Annotated in this window: 26 protein-coding genes and 3 tRNA genes; 19 read left to right on the top strand and 10 right to left on the bottom strand. The window is 64.9% G+C overall.

Annotation, left to right across the window (positions count from 1 at the left end; translation table 11 throughout):
* Positions 1–231 precede the first annotated feature (231 nt).
* Entirely contained in the window at positions 232–3,162 is a 2,931-nt protein-coding gene (locus IEZ06_RS13595) for a DEAD/DEAH box helicase family protein (RefSeq protein WP_189237041.1), read from the bottom strand.
* On the bottom strand, positions 3,159–5,210 hold the full coding sequence (locus IEZ06_RS13590; RefSeq protein ID WP_189237040.1) for a site-specific DNA-methyltransferase: 2,052 nt from the start codon (positions 5,208–5,210) through the stop codon (positions 3,159–3,161). The genes IEZ06_RS13595 and IEZ06_RS13590 overlap by 4 nt, the downstream gene beginning before the upstream one ends.
* Positions 5,211–5,706: 496 nt before the next feature.
* Here IEZ06_RS13590 and IEZ06_RS13585 point away from each other — a divergent pair, with 496 nt between their 5' ends.
* Positions 5,707–6,216, top strand: coding sequence for a DUF1877 domain-containing protein (locus IEZ06_RS13585; protein WP_189237039.1), 510 nt, complete (start codon positions 5,707–5,709; stop codon positions 6,214–6,216).
* Between the two features lie 40 nt (positions 6,217–6,256).
* Here IEZ06_RS13585 and IEZ06_RS13580 read toward each other — a convergent pair whose 3' ends face one another.
* Entirely contained in the window at positions 6,257–6,994 is a 738-nt protein-coding gene (locus tag IEZ06_RS13580) for a helix-turn-helix transcriptional regulator (protein ID WP_189237038.1), read from the bottom strand.
* Positions 6,995–7,156: 162 nt separating this feature from the next.
* On the opposite strand from IEZ06_RS13580, the gene IEZ06_RS13575 reads away from it, so the two are divergent.
* From IEZ06_RS13575 to IEZ06_RS13565, 3 genes are all read left to right on the top strand, one after another.
* A complete protein-coding gene (locus IEZ06_RS13575; RefSeq protein ID WP_189237037.1) occupies positions 7,157–7,501 on the top strand; it encodes a hypothetical protein in 345 nt (114 codons plus the stop codon).
* A gap of 4 nt (positions 7,502–7,505) precedes the next feature.
* Positions 7,506–7,976, top strand: coding sequence for a GntR family transcriptional regulator (locus IEZ06_RS13570; protein ID WP_189237036.1), 471 nt, complete (start codon positions 7,506–7,508; stop codon positions 7,974–7,976).
* A gap of 67 nt (positions 7,977–8,043) precedes the next feature.
* Positions 8,044–8,595 carry an HD domain-containing protein gene (locus tag IEZ06_RS13565; RefSeq protein WP_189237035.1) on the top strand — a complete coding sequence of 184 codons (552 nt, stop codon included), beginning with the start codon at positions 8,044–8,046 and terminating at the stop codon, positions 8,593–8,595.
* Here the strand turns inward: IEZ06_RS13565 and IEZ06_RS13560 are convergent.
* Positions 8,578–9,054 carry an NUDIX hydrolase gene (locus IEZ06_RS13560; protein WP_189237034.1) on the bottom strand — a complete coding sequence of 159 codons (477 nt, stop codon included), beginning with the start codon at positions 9,052–9,054 and terminating at the stop codon, positions 8,578–8,580. The two genes, IEZ06_RS13565 and IEZ06_RS13560, sit on opposite strands and share 18 nt — an antisense overlap.
* Before the next feature lie 2 nt (positions 9,055–9,056).
* Positions 9,057–9,794: a helix-turn-helix domain-containing protein gene (locus tag IEZ06_RS13555; protein ID WP_189237033.1), complete on the bottom strand. Its 738-nt coding sequence runs from the start codon at positions 9,792–9,794 to the stop codon at positions 9,057–9,059.
* A gap of 151 nt (positions 9,795–9,945) precedes the next feature.
* On the opposite strand from IEZ06_RS13555, the gene IEZ06_RS13550 reads away from it, so the two are divergent.
* The gene (locus tag IEZ06_RS13550) at positions 9,946–10,161 is read left to right on the top strand and encodes a hypothetical protein (RefSeq protein ID WP_189237032.1); all 216 of its coding nucleotides are present in this window, start codon (positions 9,946–9,948) and stop codon (positions 10,159–10,161) included.
* Positions 10,162–10,338: 177 nt separating this feature from the next.
* On the opposite strand, the gene IEZ06_RS13545 is transcribed toward IEZ06_RS13550, so the two are convergent.
* Positions 10,339–10,674 (bottom strand): GntR family transcriptional regulator, encoded by a 336-nt coding sequence (locus tag IEZ06_RS13545; protein ID WP_189237031.1) that lies wholly within the window; start codon positions 10,672–10,674, stop codon positions 10,339–10,341.
* Positions 10,675–10,805: 131 nt separating this feature from the next.
* On the opposite strand from IEZ06_RS13545, the gene IEZ06_RS13540 reads away from it, so the two are divergent.
* The 7 genes from IEZ06_RS13540 to IEZ06_RS13510 all read left to right on the top strand — a co-directional run bounded on the left by IEZ06_RS13540 (position 10,806) and on the right by IEZ06_RS13510 (position 16,576).
* Positions 10,806–11,147: an SCO3933 family regulatory protein gene (locus IEZ06_RS13540; RefSeq protein WP_189237030.1), complete on the top strand. Its 342-nt coding sequence runs from the start codon at positions 10,806–10,808 to the stop codon at positions 11,145–11,147.
* Positions 11,140–12,504, top strand: a complete 1,365-nt coding sequence (locus IEZ06_RS13535; protein WP_229798073.1) for an FtsK/SpoIIIE domain-containing protein — start codon at positions 11,140–11,142, stop codon at positions 12,502–12,504. Before IEZ06_RS13540 ends, IEZ06_RS13535 begins: the two co-directional genes overlap by 8 nt.
* A gap of 45 nt (positions 12,505–12,549) precedes the next feature.
* The gene (locus IEZ06_RS13530; protein WP_189237029.1) at positions 12,550–13,212 is read left to right on the top strand and encodes a DUF2637 domain-containing protein; all 663 of its coding nucleotides are present in this window, start codon (positions 12,550–12,552) and stop codon (positions 13,210–13,212) included.
* 17 nt (positions 13,213–13,229) lie between these two features.
* Positions 13,230–13,577 carry a hypothetical protein gene (locus IEZ06_RS13525; RefSeq protein WP_189237028.1) on the top strand — a complete coding sequence of 116 codons (348 nt, stop codon included), beginning with the start codon at positions 13,230–13,232 and terminating at the stop codon, positions 13,575–13,577.
* A 277-nt stretch (positions 13,578–13,854) separates the two neighbouring features.
* On the top strand, positions 13,855–15,195 hold the full coding sequence (locus tag IEZ06_RS13520; protein ID WP_189237069.1) for a replication initiator: 1,341 nt from the start codon (positions 13,855–13,857) through the stop codon (positions 15,193–15,195).
* Entirely contained in the window at positions 15,192–15,368 is a 177-nt protein-coding gene (locus IEZ06_RS13515) for a helix-turn-helix transcriptional regulator (RefSeq protein ID WP_189237027.1), read from the top strand. The genes IEZ06_RS13520 and IEZ06_RS13515 overlap by 4 nt, the downstream gene beginning before the upstream one ends.
* Positions 15,365–16,576: a tyrosine-type recombinase/integrase gene (locus IEZ06_RS13510; RefSeq protein WP_189237026.1), complete on the top strand. Its 1,212-nt coding sequence runs from the start codon at positions 15,365–15,367 to the stop codon at positions 16,574–16,576. Before IEZ06_RS13515 ends, IEZ06_RS13510 begins: the two co-directional genes overlap by 4 nt.
* A 152-nt stretch (positions 16,577–16,728) precedes the next feature.
* On the opposite strand, the gene IEZ06_RS13505 is transcribed toward IEZ06_RS13510, so the two are convergent.
* Entirely contained in the window at positions 16,729–17,223 is a 495-nt protein-coding gene (locus IEZ06_RS13505; protein WP_189237025.1) for a YajQ family cyclic di-GMP-binding protein, read from the bottom strand.
* Positions 17,224–17,566: 343 nt separating this feature from the next.
* On the opposite strand from IEZ06_RS13505, the gene IEZ06_RS13500 reads away from it, so the two are divergent.
* Positions 17,567–17,651 (top strand) — tRNA-Tyr (locus tag IEZ06_RS13500).
* A gap of 116 nt (positions 17,652–17,767) precedes the next feature.
* On the opposite strand, the gene IEZ06_RS13495 is transcribed toward IEZ06_RS13500, so the two are convergent.
* From IEZ06_RS13495 to IEZ06_RS13485, 3 genes are all read right to left on the bottom strand, one after another.
* Positions 17,768–18,187, bottom strand: coding sequence for an SgcJ/EcaC family oxidoreductase (locus IEZ06_RS13495; RefSeq protein WP_189237024.1), 420 nt, complete (start codon positions 18,185–18,187; stop codon positions 17,768–17,770).
* Positions 18,188–18,245: 58 nt separating this feature from the next.
* Positions 18,246–18,554, bottom strand: a complete 309-nt coding sequence (locus tag IEZ06_RS13490; RefSeq protein ID WP_189237023.1) for a hypothetical protein — start codon at positions 18,552–18,554, stop codon at positions 18,246–18,248.
* A 68-nt stretch (positions 18,555–18,622) separates the two neighbouring features.
* Entirely contained in the window at positions 18,623–19,042 is a 420-nt protein-coding gene (locus IEZ06_RS13485) for a RidA family protein (RefSeq protein ID WP_189237022.1), read from the bottom strand.
* Between the two features lie 145 nt (positions 19,043–19,187).
* Between IEZ06_RS13485 and IEZ06_RS13480 the strand changes: the two genes are divergently transcribed.
* From IEZ06_RS13480 to IEZ06_RS13455, 6 genes are all read left to right on the top strand, one after another.
* Positions 19,188–19,263, top strand: a tRNA-Thr gene (locus IEZ06_RS13480).
* A 201-nt stretch (positions 19,264–19,464) separates the two neighbouring features.
* Positions 19,465–19,538 (top strand) — tRNA-Met (locus IEZ06_RS13475).
* A 79-nt stretch (positions 19,539–19,617) separates the two neighbouring features.
* Positions 19,618–19,782 carry a 50S ribosomal protein L33 gene (gene rpmG, locus IEZ06_RS13470; RefSeq protein WP_030921771.1) on the top strand — a complete coding sequence of 55 codons (165 nt, stop codon included), beginning with the start codon at positions 19,618–19,620 and terminating at the stop codon, positions 19,780–19,782.
* A 276-nt stretch (positions 19,783–20,058) separates the two neighbouring features.
* Positions 20,059–20,505: a MaoC family dehydratase N-terminal domain-containing protein gene (locus tag IEZ06_RS13465; protein ID WP_068896282.1), complete on the top strand. Its 447-nt coding sequence runs from the start codon at positions 20,059–20,061 to the stop codon at positions 20,503–20,505.
* Positions 20,505–20,933, top strand: coding sequence for a MaoC family dehydratase (locus IEZ06_RS13460; protein ID WP_189237021.1), 429 nt, complete (start codon positions 20,505–20,507; stop codon positions 20,931–20,933). Before IEZ06_RS13465 ends, IEZ06_RS13460 begins: the two co-directional genes overlap by 1 nt.
* 87 nt (positions 20,934–21,020) lie before the next feature.
* Positions 21,021–21,392: a hypothetical protein gene (locus IEZ06_RS13455; protein WP_189237020.1), complete on the top strand. Its 372-nt coding sequence runs from the start codon at positions 21,021–21,023 to the stop codon at positions 21,390–21,392.
* The last annotated feature ends 72 nt before the right edge of the window (positions 21,393–21,464 follow it).

Here is a 21,464-nt window from a genome sequence, read left to right as displayed (position 1 = left end):
GGCAAGCCGACCCGGAGCGCAGGGCCCCTAGGCCCGAGCACCGGAAGCGGCGCGGCAGCATGACGCTATATACCAAGCGAATAAATCAATTCTGACCCATTGGCCAATCTCTTACGAGGAGAGCAAAAACAGATCTTGGGAAAATGTCGATAGATCGCTCAATTAATATTGGGTGACCTATCGACATTTAATGAGGCTTATTGGCCTTGAGGGCTTCTCTGTCTGCTTGTGTCACAGAAGTCTTTCTTGAGAAAGTGCTCCAGCACGTCGTAGACGCGCGTAGTCGAGAAGTTCGCTTACGCGGGTATTCTTGGCATGCCAGTCGTGAATAATGCTCTCACCAAGCAGTGCGTAATGCCAGTAAAGATCACCGCGTTGATAACTCGGGAGCTGATTGATCTGATCGCACCACGCAAGTGCTGCTCGTTGCTTACGCTTGACATTCTCGTCGCTGAGCGCAGACTGCGCCTTAGTTTCAACTACATACACGTCGGTATCCGTGCGAACGAGAAAGTCTGGGGAATATTGGGCAGGCATGCCGTCTGCCTTAAGATATGGGCGCCGCAGGAAAGCATGTCGATACTCATGTATCTTCAGGAGAGCCTGAATTCGAGTATCTTTATCGGCCCACTCAATGAACAGTCTCTCCAGGCCCCCACCCTTAGACGGGACCGGAAGTTTGGGATAGATGCATTTCTTGACGTCGACGCTCGAACTGGATCGGACCGGAATGGTCTTTACCTCAGACAGCATTCGGTACTGGATTAATGCTTCTGCGGCAGATTGAGTCTCCTGCAATTCGACGAGTTTGGTAGCGAATACTCCTGCAATTTCGTGCGCTACATCATCGATCAGCAGGACGCGCCATTTTTCTTCCGCTAATGGGTCGAAGCTGCAGTTAAATAGCCGATTTCGGATATAAGAATCGAGCCATCCTGTCAATAGAGGCTTGTATGCCTGCAAGATTGGAAATTGGCTGATTTCCTTATATTTCCCTGCGCTGCTAGTCAAACTACGACCGAGTGCTTCGGTGATACGCGTAGTCATACGAGATAGGTAGTCGTTATACCCCGTAGCGGTTAGGATTCCGCCATCGACGCGATAGTCGCCATATTGTGTTCCTGTTTGTGCATCATGAGAAACGAATCGATCGCCCTTGCCGATTTGCTGGATAAGCCAGTCGATCTGATACTTGCTCGGGGTGAGCTTCAGTGGATCGATGCTTGGCTGTTTTAGCTCCTCATCGGCATCGCGAATAATAATCGGCACTTCGAAATCGTATGCTTGGAAACCTTCGCGTAGGTCAATATGTTCCAGGTCACCGGTGGCTTCCGCGGAGTCAGCGTCATCACCGACCTCTCCAACAAGGTCGCCGCCGAGCAGCTCCTCATAGAACCTAGAAAAGGCTGGATGTTCGATGATGAAGAGCACATCGAAGTAGTTTGTCGGCTCCTCACGTCTAGCGATCCGTTCGCGAGTTTCGCGCTTAAGTTCGTCAATCGCGTTGTTACCTCGCCACATCAGGCGTAGACCGCGGCCAATTGTCTGTTCTAGCAGAATTGAGGCCTCAGAGGAGCGTAGAGGTACTATGACGCAGATATTGTTAACATCGAACCCTTCGCGGAGCATGAGTACCGATACGACGACTTTTGGCTGCTTATGGCGGTCGACATCAAAGAGCCGTTCGCGAATTGGCTCCCAATCCTTTGGTCCGAGCTCCTGCTTACGACCAGAGTCGACCCGAAGAATGTCACCCTCAGACAATCCGGTGCTCTGTAAGAATTCTACGACATGGGGAGTAACGGTGGTGTCTTCACAGATCACCAGTAGCTTTGGGTGTTTATATGGATCGGCAGAGGTAAACTGCTCCTCCAGGATCTGAAGCTTTCGGAGGCCAGCTCGAAGCATGACACGCTGACCTTGAGATAGACCGGTTACACGGTTCGTTTCGTCTCGCTCAGCTTTGAAGTCTAAGGGAAGCGAGGCGACTTCCTTTCGCTTATCCAGAGCGAGAGACTTCACTAACCCAGCGCGCATAGCTGAGGTCAAGTCAAAATCAACAACGATATGCGGGAAGTACTGCCGGCCCTTCTTCTTTCCTGAACCGACCTCGTTGTATGGAGTTGCAGAGAAATCGATCTGGATGAAGCGAGATCCCTTAGTAGAGGCAATCTCCATTAGGCTCTTCTGCCACTCCACGTCCGTAACTTCATCGGCTTTGCGGACTTCATGGATGTGGTGAGCCTCGTCATTGAACACTAGGAGGTCAGGTAGGTCCTTCAGTGCAGCTAGTGGACCCCCGCGAAGGAAACGACGGTCCAGTACGTCGAGAGCGTTTCCTGTTGCGGTTCCAGGAGCCAGAGGGAAAAAGCTCTCCACTGCAGCTTTAGGATCGATCTCGCGACCAGAAGCCTCTATATCTTCTTCGTCGGATACAAAATCTGGATCCTCTTGCCCAGCGAGTAGGTGCCAGTTAGTGATCGCTACTAGGCCAGATCCAGTAACTTTTTTGCCGATTTCCGCCTTGGGAACTATCGACGATTGCAGGAATCCGAAAACCTGAGTACGGTAATTTTCCGGAACGAATAGCTCTTGCTGCTGATAGATATCGCTCGTAGTGAAGTCGCGTTCCCCGCCGACTAGCTTGCCTTGAAACGAGTCCAGTAGGCGATCATAAACGATCAATCCTGGAGCGACTAGTAAGAAGTTGCTAGTGAAATTCTCATCCAGAGGATTAGCTACCTTATTAAGGTATTGCCAAACTAGCAGTGCATTTAGCACCCATGTCTTACCTGTGCCGGTCGCCATCTTTGCTGCATATTTCGGGTGCGCATGCCGATCGCGCGTAATCTCACCGAGGATGCCGCTGTCAAGGATCGCTTCACCGGCGACGGCTTCATAAAGTTCGCGCAGGCTCTTCGCGCCGATAATTTCATGCGCATAGATAATGTGCAAGATAGCTGAGCGCTGCCCTTCGTGGAAATTGAAGGTACGCAGGTCACAGTAATCCTGCTGGAACCAGAACTTCAGCAGTTCCGCCGTAGTTGGCGTCACATGCTCAAGTAGCTCAGTTGAAAGTCCCGAAACAAGGCTAGGGATCTGGCTGTTGATACGCTTGGAAAGTCCAACGGCGAGAGGAAAGAGATTATGGCGCTGATTCACTGATCTACCTCCACACCGTCGATCACGACCTCGGATTCGAAACCGAAAACGTCAACCGCTCGGACGCAGATCCGGCGTGCACTTCCCTTGGGAGGGAGTTGCATTCGTGCAGATGTGACGACGCGCAGCGGATCGCTATCGTTCTCAGTATTGCCGCGATAGTCCTGCCAGACAGACCTGAATACTTCGCCATCGTAGTCCGGGTCAACTGCCCAGTACTCGATTAGGGAGAGTGGTTCAGCGTTCATGACATCGCGAAGTGCGGACCGATTTTTTTCATCCAGGCTAATTGATTCGGGAGATAGCAGCACGTAGTTTTCAAGATCTATGCGCAATTCCTGGCCGTCTTTGGTGTCCTTGAAGGACGCGACTCGTGCCTGGAGATATTGCAGACTCGCGAAACGAACCTGGCTTGCTAGTTTGTCAGCCCCCTTCTTCTTAAGCCGGTCAAGTAGGTCTGGCGGGATGACGAGGACTTCAAGGTTGGGGTCGTTGAGAGCTGCGATGTCCTCGCCGATGCCGGCTGAGAAATTCCAGCCAAGTACGATCACCTTATCGAAACCACCGAGCTTGCTATCGCGGTATCCCTGTGCACGACGAAGTGTTGACACGGTCGTCAGCTTCGACGGGCTGTCGGCGAATACCAGAGTACGAGAGTTAGGCAAGCGGCCAAGGCTGCCGTTCACGTTGTCCTCGTGCGGTAGCGGCAGGGCACCGAACAAGTTGAGCACGACCTTGGCGAGATCGCCAACGCGGAAAGATCGGCCAAGTGTTGACCGTGCCTGCTCAACCTGGTAATCACCGATTGCTTGATACAAGAAAGGCTTGGCGTTCTGGTCGATGAGACGCTTGCGGGTCACCATTACTGCTGGTTTTCCCATGTCTGTCACAATCCATCGACGGCCAAGCCGTTCGGCCACTGCAGCAGTAGTACCAGATCCAACAAAGAAATCGGCGACTATGTCACCCTCATTCGAGGATGCCTTGATTACTCTTTCTAGGAGTTTTCCGGGCTTCTGTGTGCCATAGCCCGTGGTTTCGCCTTTTTGTAGGGTCTGGATGTCCGACCAAACATCTCGGCATCTTACACCATCAGGATTGAGGTAGATTTTTTTCTGAGGTACACGTCCGGGTTTTACAACCAAAATTCCTTCGTTCAGCCATTGAATGGCTGTTTCGTAGGGCATCCGGTAGCCGCCAGCCGGAGGCTTCTCTCCGAGTCCTAGTTCGTATTGGTAACCACCGCCTCCAGGGTTATCAATCGGACCAAGTCGGTATTCGCCCAGGTCGTCACTCTTGAGGCGTTTTTCATTCGTCTCCGCATGGGCCTGGAAGACATCATTCCATACGATGTGAGACGGAGATTTCCTGTAAAAGAAAAGCGTATCGTGGGATTTGATGAATTTTTTATTCTTTGCCGAAGAGTCTCCGATGGCGCCTGGCCATGCAATCTCATTTACGAATGAGTCGCGACCGAATATGTCGTCGAGAATTATCTTCAAGTAGTGAGCTACGCGATAGTCAATATGAACATAGAACGAACCGGAGTCCGCAAGTAGTTCACGCATCAAAACTAGACGGGGGACCATCATTGCGATATATGATGCTGTCCCATCCGCCCATGTGTCGGAGTAGGCGAACTGCTCGAGAACGGTGGGTCGCTGTTCGATTGTCGTACCAGGAAGTGTAATCTTTGTGCGATAGTCCGCTTTCGAATCAAATGGGGGGTCAATGTAAATGAGATCAATCTTGCCGCGCAGGCTCGGACTGTCTTCGTCGCCAGCCAGTAATGCTGCCATAGCAAGAAGGTTATCTCCGTAGACGAGACGATTGGATGGCCCATCGCTTAGCGGAGCGTCGTTCATGCTCTCGGTGTGTTGCACATGACGGAATAAGTCGAGGCTAGAAGTGTCCTTAGACGGAATCACAAGCTCGCGGGTCTGGAGAGTGACACGGTTGCGTCCTTCAAGGTGCTCAAGGATCTGAGCAGCTTGGCGCTTGCCGGCCGCGACAATACCGGGGAGCTGCTCAAGTAGCGACTTGCTCATGATCGATCTTCCATTCCGTGGGCGTGTCTCACCCTCCGTGCCACACTCTGTGTCTCTCGGGGGCATCGCTGGACTCAACTTTAAGGGCGACTAGCAGTGCTTGCCTCCTAGATCGCCGACTTGAAGTACACCGGCTGGACACAGGACTGGCTCCGCCCCTGAACCGCTCCGACGCTTCCATGGATGTTCGAGGTGCTCTGAGCGGCTGACCCTGTACCGCTTGCGGCCGGGCTTGGAGTGCTGGCTGTGGCCCTCTAGGATGCCTCCGTGAGGTCCCGCTTCTGAGGACAGATGGGCGGGGCCTCACATCTATAGGCTTCCGGCATGGTCCGCAGTGGTTTTTCAGCGCGCGGGCGGCGCGGCCGCGACCGGCCGAAGAGCCGCAGCGCGGCCGGCGACCGCCCAACGCGCGGCGGGCCGCGGAGCGGACCGCCCTTGAAGACGAGAAGATAAGTTACGTTCGATCATGCTGGCGGAGCCTGTCAGGCTGTTGGGCATGGCCGTAACGCAGCAGCTTGCCCGGATTCCGGAGCAGTGGTTGGAGTCCTGCCGGGCTTCGGCTGATGAGCTGGACCGGTTGTGCTCCTTCGAGATGGCTCCCCGCTCTGATCACCTGGATCTGGACTGGTCTCCGGGGCCGCTCCTGCGCATCGGCGAACTGGCCTGTACCGATCCTGAGGTCCTTGCCGTGCTTCGGCGAGCGTTGACCGGGGACACAGAGGTGAACCCGTCGTACCAGGACCACCCGGACGCGGTATGGGAGCATCCGGTCACCGCGTTGGAGCCTGTTGCGGTCGCCTTGGTGGCATCGATGCTGCCGGAGGCGGAGTCAGTGGTGCTGGGAGCTCTGTCGTCTCCCGACGGTGAAGCTCCGGGCATGGCCGGCGAACTCCTCCCGGGTGTCGACTCCTCCCGGGACTACCTGGAGCGGCACCTCACCGCGCTTCTCGGGTTCTATGCCGGGGCTGCACGTCGCAGTCTGGCCGTCGTCTTGTGGTGGGACTGACCGTGCCGCGCTCGGTGCTCTTCGGGCCGTTGGTGTGTCCTCAGGCCTGGTGGGTGCTCGTCGTCTCGGCCTCGTTCCAGACTCGTTCGAAGCTGTCGAGGTAGGTCGCTGCGGCGTTGTCGGTCTCGGTGCGGGTCAGGTAGATGACCGGTGCCTCCGGGGCTCGGGTGCCGTAAGCATGCAGGTTGACCAAGAGACCGTCGTCGGCGTGGTAGATCGAGTTGTAGAGCACCGTGCGGTGGAGCCGTACCTCGATGCCGTCGACGTCTTGGAGGGGTCGGTAGAGGGCCAGGGCGTTGCGGGCGCGGGCGGCCATGACGTCACCGCCGATGCCCTCTTCGACTCCTCGGGCCGCTACCTGTGGGCTGTCGGGGTCGCCCAGGGCGATACGGACCCGGACGCCTGCGCGGGCCTGCTCGGTGAGGACGCGCAACAGGCCGGCATCCTCGGCCAGGAACAGGCCGCTGTAGACGAGAATGCCGATCTCCTTCTCCGCCGCCTGGAAGAAGCCGCGCCAGGTCTCGGCCGGTACGGCCCAGCGGTGCGGATAGACCGCCTTGATCTCCCCGGGGAGTATCCGCCGGCCTTCGGCCTGCTCGGGCCAGAGCTCGCCCTCGTCCACGCCGAGGAGGTCGGCGACCGCCAGGCGGTGGCGGGGGTAGGGGATCCGGCCGCTGATCCAGCGGGCGACGGTCTTGGGGTCCACCGCCAGGCGGGCGGCGATGTCGACGGGTTGCAGTCGCGCCCGGATGAGCGCGTGACGGAGGTTCTCGTTCATGAGGGGGCGCACCTTCCGCAGCAGGGCCGGTGCCTGCGACGGTAACACGAGACGTCCCTAGACGTCCCTAAGTCGTGGTAGGGAAGTCCCGCCCCTCGAACGAAGCTCGTCGGCACGGACCCACCTGGGTATCGGGTCCGCCCTCCACAGATGGGAGTCTCCATGAGTGCCGTGAAAGCCAACCAGCGGGCCTATCAGGTCGACCTGCTCACCGCGCTGCGCAACGAGCTGGTGGACCGGGAGGTCATCGCGGTTCTGATCATCGATGACAAGGATCGGCCGTGCCTGGACGTCACCGACAGCACCTTCCGCGCCCGCCGGGTCTACCTCCACCTGCCGTTCCAGTGGTTCTACTGGGGCGACCAGCACGACGAACGGGTCTCCTGCCTCAAGCTGTTCCCCGCGGCCGACCGGATCGCCGAAGCGGCACGGGCCGGCTGGCGCGAGGGCGAACAGGGAGAACTCGGCCTCGACCTCAGCCGGATCATCAACGCCTACCGCTCCTGACACGATGTCCGAACATGAGAGCAGGTGGCTGACCGGCGGGCGGGTCTACCGGCAACTCGCCGACCGGCTCCGCGCCCAGATCACCGCGGGCACCTACCCGCCGGGAAGCGCTCTGCCCTCCGAGACGGCCCTGAGCGCGCAGTTCCGCGTGGCCCGCACCACCACCCGCCGGGGCCTGGCCGTCCTGGAGAACGAAGGGCTGATCGTCACCCTGCCTGGCAAGGGCCGCATGGTGGCCGGCGACGGGCACGCCGTGGCGGCGTACCGCTACCAAGTGATCGCCCGGGACCTGCGCGAGCAGATCCACGCCGGGACGATGGCCGCCGGGACGGTGCTGCCGAGTGAGCATGTCCTTCGCCGTCGGTACGGGGCTTCCCGCAACACCGTCCGCCGCGGCCTGGCCGACTTGGAGCGGGAGGGGCTGATCACCACCGAGCACGGTAAGGGTCGGTTCGTCCGTCCTGATCGGGATTGAGACGTCTCAGGACGTCCCTGGCCGGACCCTGGAAGTCCCCTGGGGTCCGGCATTTATCGTGAACCGCATGGGACAAGCTGAATGGGCCCGTGAGCTGGCCAGAACCATCCTGGAAGAGCCGTTGCCGCGCCGCTGGGCGCACTCGCAAGGGGTGGCCGCGAAGGCCGAATCACTGGCGCCGATCCTCGGGTCGGAAGCAGACCTGCTGATCGCCTCGGCCTGGCTGCATGACATCGGATATGCACCCGACCTCATCGACACCGGGTTCCATCCGCTCGACGGCGCACGCTACCTGCGAGACGTCGAGCGGGCCGACGCCACGTTGTGCGGCCTGGTGGCCTACCACTCGGGGGCGATCAACGAGGCTCGGGAGCGCGGTCTGATCGACCTGTTGACCGCTGAGTTCCATGAGGGACGGTCCGAGCTGGCCGAAGCGCTCATCTACTGTGACATCACCACCGGCCCGAGCGGCGAGCGGTTCACCGTGCATGAGCGTCTGGCGGAGATTCGCGCCCGTTATGGTCCCGGTGATTTGGTGACCCGTGTCATCGGCATCAACGAACCGTTGCTGCTGGCCGCGGTCGCCTCCGTTGAAGCGGCGCTAGCCGATGTGCGGTAGGTCGGCACCCTTCAGATAGTGCTCGATCCGCATCCGCATCGCCCGGTCCATCGGGAGGGACAGGACGTCCTCGCGCGGGACCCACCGTACTTCACGTGACTCGCTGCTCGTCGTTGGCGATCCCCCGACGGCACGCGCGGTGAGCACGATGGAGAACTCCTGCCGGGCCTCGCCGTTGGACGTGTAAAGGATCACGTGCCGGGGGTCGGTGTAAATCCCGACCATTCCGACGATCTCGCACGTGATCCCGGTCTCCTCTGCCGTCTCGCGTACCGCGGCCTGCGGGACCGACTCGCCCAGATCGATCGCACCCCCGGGGAGTGCCCAGTTGTCGTTGTCGGTGCGGTGGATCATCAAGATGTCGCCGGCGTCGTTGGTGACCACCGCGTTCACGGACGGAACCATGCTGTTGGGCGTGGGGGCGCCGGGGTCGTCGTGGTAGTCGATCCGCCGAGACATGATCACCACTCTACCGGGCGGGCTTCGTTCCATATCTTGTCGAAACTGTCCAGGTACGTGGTCACCATGTCTCCGCCGGCCACCCGGCGCAGGTGCAGCACTGGGGCGTTGGAGGCCACCTCGCCGTACACGTGCGTGTTCACGAGAACCTGATCGTCCGCCCGGAAGATCGAGTTGTAGAGCGTCGTACCGTGCATTCGGAACTCGGCCACCTCGCGCAGCGGCGCGTACAGGGAGAGCACATTCCGGATCTTTGCTGAGATCGCGTCCTTGCCGATGCCCTCATCAGAGCTACGCCGGATCACTTCCTCGGATTCCGGGTCACCGAGCAGTACGCGAAGCTGAGCCCCGGACCTGCCCCTCTCGGCGAGAAGTCGGATCAGCCCGGCATCCTCGGCAAGGAACATCCCGACGTACACCAAGATGTCGATCTTTTCTGATGCGCCGCGGAACAGGCTCTCCCACGCGCCCCGGGGCATCGTCCACCGATGCGGGTACACATTGATGATCTCGCTCTCGGACGCGGCCACGACCTGCTCTTGGCTGAGGGCCTGTGGCCACAGGTAGGTCTCGTCTGTACCCAGCAGCGACGCCACGGCGAATCGGTGTTTCCGGTACGGCTCGCGTCCCTTGGTGATCCACCGCTCGACGGTCTTGGGATCCACCGCGATGGCCTCGGCCAGCACGGCGACACTCATACCCTTCGCCAACAGCGCCGCGCGCAGCCGCTCGTTCGCCATCTCACCTGCCCGTCAGGGACGTCCGGGGACCTCGACATCGTATGCCGGACGTCCCGAACATGTCCCGTCCTGTAGTGATCTCGTCCCACCCTTCGGGCGGATTCTCGGTGTCACACCGCACGACACCGACTCGACGAAGGGAGACACAACCATGATCGACCTGATGGCCTCGCTAGAGGAAGGACCGGTCTGCGCCTGCGGCGCGACCGTAGAGGAGGGGCAGACGCTCTGCCGGAAGTGCCATGCGCTGGCGCGCTGGCTGCGCCGTACGGCCAAGCGGCGCAAGGCGGGCGGGCGGCGCGGCGAGACCCGGCGGCCGGCCGGTCGCCCGCAGGACTTCGCCGAGGCGGGGGTGATCTGGACGTGACCGCGATCCCGCTGATCATCGGCCTCGTGCTCGGGGCGGCCGTGCTCGTCGGCTACGTGCTCGTCATGGTCGGCATGCGCCAGGAGGACCGGCGCATGCACCTGGCCGCGACGCCTCCGAGCCGCACTGCGGGCCTGGCTCGCCGGGTGACCGGCTGCCACGTCCGGGGCGAGAGCGCTACCTACGGTCGGACAGCTCCGCTTCGACCTTCGCGAGTCGCTCCGACAACTCGCGCAGCGTGAGGCGGATCTCGGTGATCTCGTCGGCGGGTGGCGGGGCCGGCGCCGCGTCCTCCCGGACGAACACGCCCTTGCCCTGCTGGCCGACGACCAGGCCCTCGTTCCGCAGGATGCCGACGGCCATCTTCACCACGCTCAGCGATGCGCCGTACTGCTCGGCCAACTGGGCGGTGGAGGGCAGCGGGGTACCGAGCGCGAGAGCACCGCCACGGATCTGCTCCCGCAGATCGTCGGCGATCTGCAAGTAGCCGGGCCGCCCGGTGTGCTTGACCATCCGTCCCTCTTCCGCCGCGTCGTCTGCCTCTAGTTCAGCACAGCCGCGGAACCAAGCCAACCTTGAGAACATTGACAACTCAGCCAACTAGGTTAACTATGTTGACCACGACGAATAGGAGGTCACCCGCCATGCGCAACATCCCGATCCCGGTCGACACGACCAAGCTGCAGTTCGTCTGCGTCGCCGCACCCCGCCCGCGCCTGCTCAACAAGGACACCGGCGAGATCAAGACCGACAAGAACGGCACCCCCGTCTACGAGGTCGCCCTGTCGGCCATCAACAGCGCCGGCCGCATCGAGCTGATCCGCGTCAACACCTCCGGAGAACCGCCCGTCACCCTCGGCATGCCCGTCCACCCGGTCGACCTGGTCGGCTTCGTGTGGGAGCAGACCCGAAACGGCGAAGTGCGGTGGGGCATCAGCTACCGGGCCACCTCGATCGTCCCGGCGGAGGTGAGCGCCCTTGCGTGATGACCTGCTGCTGAGACTCCTCGACGCCTTCGTGGTCCTGACCGTCGCGGTGGCCGGCCTGTGGACCTGGCGGCGCTGGCACTACCGGTCCTTCTGGCTGGTGGTCGGCTACCCGCTCATGGCCGTCAGCGTCCGCACCACCTGGCGCAAGGTCGCCCTCGGCTGCGGCCTGACCAAGAAGCGCCACCGCTGGTGGTTCACCCTGGTCCCCAACGCGGTCGCCTCCACCGGCATGGTCAAGGTCCGCCGCCGCTTCCAGCGCATCGCGGTCGACACCAAGCCGTGGATGTGGCTGCCCCGACCGACCCGGTACGGCTGGCGGGTGACAGTCCACCTGCTGGAGGGCCAGATCCCCGACGACTACGCCCAGGCGGCCGAACGGCTCGCGCACTCCTGGCGGGTGCACGCCGTACGGGTCTCCTCGCCCCGGCCCGGCCGGGTCGTACTGGCCGCGACCATGCGCGATCCTCTCGTCCGGGTGGACGAGATCCCGCCGTCCTCGGAGCTGCTGAAGGTCACCGTGGGGCGGCTGGAGACCGGCAAACCGTGGGAGATCGACTTCCGCACCGTGCCGCACTGGTTGAACGCCGGGGCCACGCAGTCCGGCAAGTCGAACCTCGCCAACGCGCTCATCGTCGGCCTATCGCCGCAACCGGTCGCCCTGGTCGGCTTCGACCTTAAGAGCGGCGTGGAGTTCACCCCGTACGGCCCTCGGCTGTCGGCGCTGGCGACATCCCGCGCCGAGTGCGTCGGCCTGCTCGATGACCTGGTGGCGCTGATGGCCGACCGCATGGGCCTGTGCCGCCAAGCCGGGGCGCGCAACATCTGGCAGCTCCCACCGGGCGTGCGGCCGGTGCCGGTCGTGGTCCTGGTCGACGAGCTGGCCGAGCTGTACCTGATGGCCGACAAGAGCGAGAAAGACGAGATCGCCAAGACCTCAACCGCGTTGCTGCGGGTGGCGCAGCTCGGGCGGGCCTTCGGCATCTACCTGTTCTGCTGCGGCCAGCGCATCGGCTCCGACCTCGGCCCCGGTGTCACGGCGCTGCGCGCCCAGTGCTCCGGCCGCATCTGCCACCGGGTCAACGACCCGGAGACCGCGACCATGACCCTCGGCGACCTCGACCCGGCCGCGCTGGTGTCCGCCCGCGCGATCCCCGCCGAGACGCCCGGGGTGGCGATCGTGGCCGGCCAGGACGGCCAGTGGTACCGCGCCCGCTCCTTCTACGTCTCCGAGCACGCGGCCGAACACGCCGCCCGCATGTACGCCGACCTCACCCCCGCGTGGGAGGAGATCACCGCGGGAACCTGCGGCGCGGAGATCACCGAGGCCGACCTGAACGAACTCATCGACGCCTGAACCACCGAACCGACCTGACCTGACCTGGTCAGAAAGGGGGACACGATGCGACGCCTTGCCTGCTGGCTGCTCGACTCCGGGCCGGTCCTCGTCCTGGCCGCCATCGCGGGTGCCGGATCGTTCACCCACATCCACGACACCGCCAGCGAGCACGGGCAGACCGGCTGGATGGCCTGGGCCGTGGCCGTCTGCGTTGACCTGACCTGCGTCATGGCCGCCCGCGAGCGCCAGCGCGACGCCAAGACCGGCCGCCAGCGCTCCGGGCCGGTCTCCTGGCCGACGCTCGTGCTCGCCGGTGGGGTCGTGCTGTCCCTGGCCGCCAACCTCCACCAGGCCGAACCCTCGGTGTGGGGCTGGCTGGTCGCCGCCACCCCCGCCGGGGCGTTCCTCATCGCGGTCTCGATGCTGGAACGCCGCGCCGCCGCCTCCCGTCCCGCTCCGGCCCCGGTGACGGTCACCGCCTCGGCCGCGCCCGTCCCGACGTCACCGATGCCCGAACTCACCCCGGCCGATCCCGACGGCTCCGAGGCCGCGGCCGGACCGTCCCCGGCCCTGGTCACCTTCGCCCGCCGCGTCGCCGACGAACACCACACCCAGCACGGCGCACCCATCACGCCCGAACTGCTGCGCGCCCGCCTCGGCGTCTCCGACCAGCTCGCCGCCGACCTGCTGCGCACCCTGCACGCCGTACCGCAGACCGCCCGATGAGAAAGGAGACACACGCGATGACCGACACCGACCACCGACCCGCCGTGATCAAGGGCCTGCGCGAGCTGGCCGCCTTCCTGGAGGTCAACCCCGCCGTCCCCGTCCCGCCCCACGGCGTGACCATCCTGCACTTTCCCGCCCGGGGCACCGACGCCGAGATGATCGCCGAGATCGACCGGATCGCCGCGCTCCTCGGCACCGCACCTGACCCCGACGACATGGCCCACGGCCACCACAAGGCGCGTCTGACCTTCGGCCCGGTCAGCTATGAGGCACTCGCGATCCTGGCCGCCCCGCGCGCCCGGTATGCGGCCCTGGCCAGCTACTCCGGCTGCGTCGTCCCGGATGTCGTCGATGTCGACTGAGACCAGCGAAGAGACGACCGTCCCGCCCGTCCGTCGACCGCTCCCGCCTCGGCGTTGGCGCTGCTGCGACTGCGGGGGCACCGGTCTCGACTCCCTTGGCGGCACCTGCCGCCTGTGCGACGGCCTCGGCTTCGGCTGAGTCGTCGGCGCCCCCGGCCTGGCCGTACATCCGCCAAGACGCCTGCCAGGTCGGGGGCCATCCCCTTTGCACCCCAACGAGTGAAAGGAGGTCTCCATCTTGCCCGTACCCGCGCTCAACCCGCACGCGATCCGCGGCATGATCACCCGCCTGCACGATCCCGACTACGCCCGGTGGGCCGCCCAGATCCGTGCCACCGGCGGCTGCCGACAGCCCATCCACCTGCGGGGCCGCGTCGACCACATCGACCGGGCCACCGGTGAGCTGCTCCACCGCTACACCACCCGCACCGAACCCGGCGGCGTGCTGCGGGTGCCGTGCAAGACCCGGCGGGCCTCCCGCTGCCCGGCCTGCGCCGAGGTCTACCGGGCCGACACCTACCAGTTGATTCGCGCGGGCCTGTCCGGCGGCAAGGGCGTGCCCGAGACGGTCACCGGCCACCCGTGCCTGTTCGTCACCCTCACCGCCCCGTCCTTTGGGGTCGTCCACGCCCGGCGGGAGAAGAACGGCAAGGTCCTGCCCTGCCACGCCCGGCGCGACGCGGCCACCTGCCCGCACGGGCGAGTCATGTCCTGCACGAAGCGCCACGGTACCGAGGACGCCTGTCTCGGGGAACCGCTCTGCGGCGACTGCTACGACTACGCCGGAAGCGTGCTGTTCAACGCCTTGGCCTCCCAGCTCTGGCGGTACTTCACCGACGCCCTGCGCCGCCGCGTCGCCAAGCTGGGCGGGCTGACCCTGCGAGAGCTCCGGGAACGGCTCACGATCGCCTTCGCCAAGGTCGCCGAGTACCAGCGGCGCGGTGTCGTGCACTTCCATGCCGTCATCCGTCTCGACGGCCCCGACGGTCCTGCCTCTCCGCCTCCGGCCTGGGCGACGGCCGACGCCCTGGCGGACGCCGTACGGCATGCCGCCTCGGCCGTCTCCGTGCCGGTTCCGGCCGTCGCCAACGAGCCCGCCCGGGTGCTGCGCTGGGGCGCTCAGCTCGACATTCGCCCGATCACCATGGGCGGGGAACTGACCGAACAGGCCGTGGCCGGCTACATCGCCAAGTACGCCACTAAGGCCGCCGAGTGCGTCGGCACCCTGGACCGGCGGATCAGCCCTCTCGACGACCTGGACGCGCTTCCGCTGCGGGAGCACGCCCGGCGGCTCATCGCCGAGTGCTTCCGCCTGGGCACCCTCGACAACCTGGCCGACCTGCGGCTGACCCAGTGGGCACACATGCTCGGCTTCCGCGGCCACTTCTCCACCCGCTCCCGGCACTACTCCACGACCCTCGGGGACATCCGCGCCGATCGGGAGACCTTCGTCCGCGAGGAGGAGATCAGCACTGGGCGGTTGCCGCTCTTCGATGAGGACACCGTGCTCGTCGTCGCCGAATGGGAGTACGCGGGCAAGGGCCTGGCCCCCGGTGACGCCCTCCTCGCCGCCGCGCTGACCGGCGTCCCCCTGGCCGATCCCGGGGGCCCGCGATGAAGACGATGAACCGGCTCTGGACGGTGGAGGAGGTCGCCGAGTACCTCGGCGTGCCGGTCGGGACCCTCTACCAGTGGCGCTACAAGAAGACCGGCCCTCCCGGCCGGCGGATCGGAAAGTACCTGCGCTACCTCCCTGAGGACGTGCACGCCTGGGTGCGGGAGCAGACATGACCGTCTACGACCGGTGGCACAAGTCCCGGCCTGCTCCCGGTGAGCCGACCTGCAAGGAGCACAAGCGTGTTCCCACGAGCGGGCACGGGACCGGCGAGAGGTGGCAGGTCCGCTGGCGTGACGATCAGGGAGAGCAGCGCAAGCGGAACTTCACGAAGAAGAGCGACGCGGACAGCTTCGACGCGGAGACCAGGAACAACATCGACAAGGGTGTCTCGATCGACCTGGCGGCGGGCCGTGAGCGGGTGAAGGACGCGGCGGCCAAGTGGCGGGCCGATCTGCTGCACCGCGGGTCGACGAGCGAGCGGATGAACCGGGTGTTCCGGCTTCACGTGGACCCGATCCTCGGTCATCTCCAGATGGCCCAGGTACGGCCGTCGCACATTCGCGCGTGGGTGAAAGACCGTTCCCAGGTGCTGGCTCCATCCACGCTGAGCGTGGTCTACAGCAACCTCGCCGCGTTCTTCGCCGCGGCCGTCGTCGATCGGGCCATCGGCTTGTCCCCATGTCTCGGGGTGCGGCTGCCGAGTGCGGAAGAGCGACGGCAGTTCATCCCGACCCCCGACCAGGTGCACACGCTTGCCGAGTCGCTTCCCGCGCGTCTCGCGTCCGCGGTCTACCTGGCGGCGGGCTGCGGGCTCCGCGGTGGTGAGATCTTCGGGCTGGAGCTCGACCAGCTCGACCTGAAGCGTCGTGAGGTCGACGTGAGCCAGCAGCTCGTGTGCGTCAGCGGTCGCCTGCCCTACCTCGGGCCGCCCAAGACCAGGACGTCGGCGCGGACCGTCGAGCTTCCGGAGGTGGTCTGCAAGGCGTTCGCCGAGCACCTGAAGCGGTTCGGGCCGGTCGAGATCGAGATCGACGACGAGACCGATCCCCGCGATCCGCACCGCCGTACCGCCAAGCTGCTGTTCACCACGAAGATGCTGCTCCCGGTCCACCGGGCCACCTGGGCGCACGCCTGGGCGCCGGCGGCGCGCGCGGCGGGGATCCCGAAGGGAACCGGGCTGCACGTCCTGCGGCACTACTTCGCGACCCTGCTGATCCATAAGGGCGCGAGCGTCAAGACCGTTCAGCTCGCGCTCGGGCACAGCACGCCCACGGTCACGCTCAACACCTACGTGGGGGAGTGGCCCGAGGCGCAGGAGAGAACGCGTGCCCTGGTGGACGGCGCCCTCGGCCGGGTGCCCCGGATGGCACTGCCGAACTGACGACCGTCCGGCGTCTCAGGTGCCGGGCTGCTTCGAGCGGGGGAGCGGCCGGGGCTTGGGAGATCTCCTGCCCCGGCCGTGTGCCCTGGATGTGCCCTGATCAAGGACGGGAATCACGAACCCCCAGGTCAGAGCGTTGACTGCCCGCCTGGTTAACGGTAGTTCGTGAACTGGAGGGCGAGGTCCAGGTCCTTGCCCTTGAGGAGGGCGATGACCTCCTGGAGCTCGTCCCGCTTCTTGGAGCTCACCCGCAGTTCGTCACCCTGGATCTGCGCCTTGACGCCCTTGGGGCCCTCGTCCCGGATGATCTTCGAGATCTTCTTGGCGCTCTCCTGGTCGATGCCCTCCTTGAGGGTGACCACGAGGCGGTAGTCCTTGCCGGACAACTTGGGCTCGCCCGGGTCAAGGATCTTGAGGGACAGGCCTCGCTTGATCAGCTTCTCCTTGAACACGTCAAGGACGGCGTTGGCGCGCTCCTCGCTGTTGGCCTTGATCTCGACGGCCTTCTGGCCGCCTGACCACGCGATGCTCGCGCCGGTGCCCTTGAAGTCGAACCGGTGCCCGATCTCCTTGACCGTCTGGTTCAGCGCGTTGTCGGCCTCCTGATGGTCGATCTTGCTGACGATGTCGAAACTGCTGTCGGCCATGCGTCGACTGTCCTCTCTAGCTCTCTCGACGACCCTAGCGCTTTGCCTGTCAGCCCATGATGAAGGTGATCGTCGACATCATGGTGCCCCTTCCGGCAGCGAGCCGGTCCGGGCGGTGGAGCGCGGGGGCAAGGCGCGGGGAGGGGATCCAGGGGCAGGTGGAGGAGGCCGCCCGGCACGGGTCCGCCGACCGGGTTCCGGGCCTCGGACGTCGTGGTCGGACCGTGGGCGCGGGCCGGCGGACTCCGGCGCGACAGGCCGACGGCGGGAGCCGCCGCCGATGTCACGTCACGTCCGGAAGTCCGCTATTCTTCTTCATGTCGCCGCCTCGAGCGGATGATGCGGCAGGTTGCCCGAGTGGTCAAAGGGAGCGGTCTGTAAAACCGTCGGCTCAGCCTACGCAGGTTCAAGTCCTGCACCTGCCACCAGTCAAACTGGCAGCTCAGAGGCCCTCCGGGGCCTCTTTTGCTTTCCCGGGACATACGTCCCCGGGCGACCGGCCGACGCCACGGCCCCGTTCGGGGGTGATCCTCGTGGTCGTCGGTCAGGAGTCGAGCACCTGGGTGTTCTGGCAGGCGGCCAGGCGCCAGCGGCCGTCCTCCTTGGACATGACGTACAGCGGGCTCCCCTCTTCCCCGACGGGTCGGCCGTCGAGGGCCAGATACCGCTGGCGCACCTTGACGGCGGCGACGTCGGGGCGGATGAACAGCACGTGCACCACCTCGTAGACGGGTGTCATGTCCTTCATCGCGCCGGGGAGCACCCGGCGGGTGAACGCCGCGATCTCCTCGCGGCCGAAGAGGCGCCTGCCGTGGCCCGTGGTCCAGATCGCGTCGGACCGGAAGAGGTCGGCGAACGCGTCCGGGAGCTCGTTCCGCTGGGAGTGCTCGACCGCGGCGACCACCTGCTTGATCGCCTCGATCTCGGTTTCACGCGTCTGCTCGTCGAGCGCTGTCGTATTCATGGGGGCCAGCCTGATACCTCCACCAAAGTCGAGGTCAAGGGGGTGCGCGTGGCACCCTTCACCGGCTGAGCGCGGCCCACAGGGTGGCGAACTCCTCGGCGGTCAGCGGGCTCAGCCCGAAGTCGTCCGGGTAGAGCGGTCCTTCGGCCAGGAAGCCGTGCTCGTCCTCCATGCGGTGCCACGAGTACTGGCGGGCGAGGCCGTCGGCGCCGAGTTCGGCGTGCCTGACCGGCCAGTACTCGCCTCCGTCGTCGAGGACCGTCTCGAACAGCCACACGTGGCCGGCGGCGTCGACCCCGTGCCAGTAAAGGTGGGGGCGGTCGCTCTCGTCGAGGGCCCGGATCGCCTGCTTGCGCTGGTCCTGCACTGGTCCTCCTCATCGGCGGGAAATCGGTAGGAGAGCGGGCGGGCCCCGGCCCGGGCCTCCTCTCCTCATCATCGGGGAGACGGGGGACCGGCCGGGACCGCGGCGACCGCCTCGACCTCGATCAGGATGTCGGGCCGGAACAGGCCCGCGACCTGGACGAGCGAGCTCGTGGGGGGCCGCTCCAGGTTGACGAACTCGTCGCGTACGGCCCGCACGACGGGCAGCGCCGAGGTGTCGACAACGAAGATCGTCAGCTTGAACACGTGCTCCCAGGCCGCTCCGGCCGCCTCGAGGGCGGCACCGACGTTCCGCATGACCAGGCGGGTCTGGGCCTCCCAGTCACCGGCGGGCGCGGGTGTGCCGTCCGCGGCGATCGGGACCTGACCCGAGGTCCAGACGAGCCGGCTGCCCGGTGGAACGCTCGCGACGTGGCTGTAGCCGTTGGTCGCGGGCAGCGTCGCCGGGGTGCCGAACTCGATGTGCGTCATGCGTTCTCCTTCGTGCGCGGCCGGGCTTGCGGTGCCCGGCTCAGGCGGGACCGTACCGGAACAGGGCGTGCGATCTGATTTCACATCGCGTGCGCCGGGCGTGTATGGTTACACCTGTCCGCAGCGCGAGAGCGACAACGGACAGGCCCCTATAGCTCAGTCGGCAGAGCGTCTCCATGGTAAGGAGAAGGTCAACGGTTCGATTCCGTTTGGGGGCTCCACAGCCTGAATGCCCTGGCCTTATGGTTGGGGCTTTTGGCTTGGGTGGACTCGATGCAGCCACCTGGAAATGCTCAAGGTTCCCGGCACGTGGGCGGGCATATCGGGGCAAGCCCCTGATAGTGGCTCTGACCTGCACAGGTACGCGGTCGCTCCGCGAGTCGGGTATCCTTGCGGAGGCCGGTCGATTTCGTCGGCCTCAAGGCGGAGTAGCTCAGTCAGGCAGAGCAAACGGCTCATAATCGTTGTGTCGCCGGTTCAAGTCCGGCCTCCGCTACTACCCTCCCGGGCTCCCTTCCCTAGAAGGAGCCCTGGCGTGGGTTGTCCCAGTCCCGAACGTAGAAAGGCACTCCCACGTGGCTGCCACCGACGTTAGGCCCAAGATCACGCTGGCCTGCCAGGAGTGCAAGCACCGCAACTACATCACGCGGAAGAACCGGCGTAACGACCCGGACCGGCTTGAGCTCAAGAAGTACTGCCCCAACTGCAAGACGCACCAGGCGCACCGCGAGACCCGCTAGTCTCCGCGCGGCCCTCCGCTCCGCGGTGGAGGATGAGCGCTTCTGCAGATCTGCAGTTCTGCGGCATTCACATATTCATTCGGCGACCGGCGTCCTCCTCGAGGGCGCCGGTTTGTCGTTTCCGGACAGCTTTCCCGGGCGGGTGTTGACCGTGCTCCACACCCGGGCGGGCCCGTGGCCGGGCTACGGTTTCCTGGTGGCCGTCGGGGGACTGCTCTCCCGAACGTTGTTCTGTTAATGTCGGCCTCACCAGCTCGGATTCCGTAAAGGAGCACGATGGCTCTGAACCGTGATTTCGTCGGGCGGGCGTCCGCGCCCTCCTCGCCCTACGAGGTCAGTCGCGTGAAGATCAAAGAGTTCGCGACGGCGATCGGGGACAACAACCCGATCTACCGGGACAGGGAGGCCGCGCGGGCCGCCGGTCACCCGGACGTCGTGGCCCCGCCGACCTTCCCCATCGTGTTCAGCCTGGCCGGAGGGGCGATCCTGGCCGACCCCGAGCTCGGCCTGAACTTCGCGATGGTCGTCCACGGCGAGCAGCGCTTCCAGTACCAGCGGCCCATCTACGCCGGTGACGAGCTGGTCAGCGTCTCGACCGTGACCGACATCCGCAGCGTCGGCCGCAACGAGTTCATCACCGTGCGAAGTGATGTGACGACCGTCGGGGGCGAGCCCGTCTGCACGACCTACAACACCATCGTCGAGCGTGGAGGAGCGGGCTGATGGCCGCGACGGTCAAGTACGACGACATCGAGGTGGGCCAGGAGATCCCGGCCGTGGACTACCCGGTCCGCCGCGCGAGCCTGGTGATGTACGCCGGCGCCTCGGGCGACTTCAACCCCATCCACTGGAACGAGCGCTTCGCCAAGACCGTGGGGCTGCCCGACGTCATCGCCCACGGCATGTTCACCATGGCCCAGGGGGGGCGCTTCGTCACCGACTGGGCGGGGGACCCGGCCGCGGTCGTCGACTACGGCGTGCGGTTCTCGTCCATGGTGGTCGTCCCGGACGACGAGAAGGGCGCCGTCATCACGGTGAGCGGCGTGGTCGAGGAGAAGCTCGAGGACAAGCGCGTGGTGGTCGCCCTGACCGCCAGGTGCGACGGCTCGCGGGTGCTCTCCAAGGCCCGCGCGGTGGTCCAGCTCTCCTGACGGGGGGTTCCACCGCCCGGCGCTTCCGTGGCACCGCCGCGGATCGGGGTGAGAATCTTCCCCCGGTCCGTGGGTAGGCGTCCGGGCATGAGCGAAACACCACGTCACGTCAGTGAGCGAGCTGAGGAGCGGGCCGGCGAGAGGGTCCACGACCGGCCCGTGGAGGAGGCCGCCGAGACCGCGCGGCGGGGCGGTTCCCCGGAACGGGCGGACCCGCCCGGCGCCAAGCTGCTCGCCGACGAGGAGGCGGCGCCGGAGCAGGTGCCCGAGGGGTCCGAACTCGTCGGCCGGGAGGGTGACAACGAGCTGGAGGGCGACCCCGAGCGGGCGGTCTCCTCCCAGCGCCTCTGGGACGGAAGCCTGTCGGTGTCGCGACTGGACGAGGCCATGCCGCAGGGCCAGGACGAGGACCCCGCGGGTTCCCCGGAGCCGTCCCGGCGCGACGGCGCGGCGACCTGACCGCCCCTTCGAGACCGGCTGTGTCCCGGGCGTTCGAGGCCACATAGGCTGGTCGCGAATTTTGTCGGGTCT

The organism is Planomonospora antibiotica (genome assembly GCF_014647955.1).
GTDB classification, from domain to species: Bacteria; Actinomycetota; Actinomycetes; order Streptosporangiales; family Streptosporangiaceae; genus Planomonospora; species Planomonospora parontospora.
Note: the sequence above shows the minus strand (reverse complement) of the source record. Positions and strands in the feature narration are given on the sequence as shown.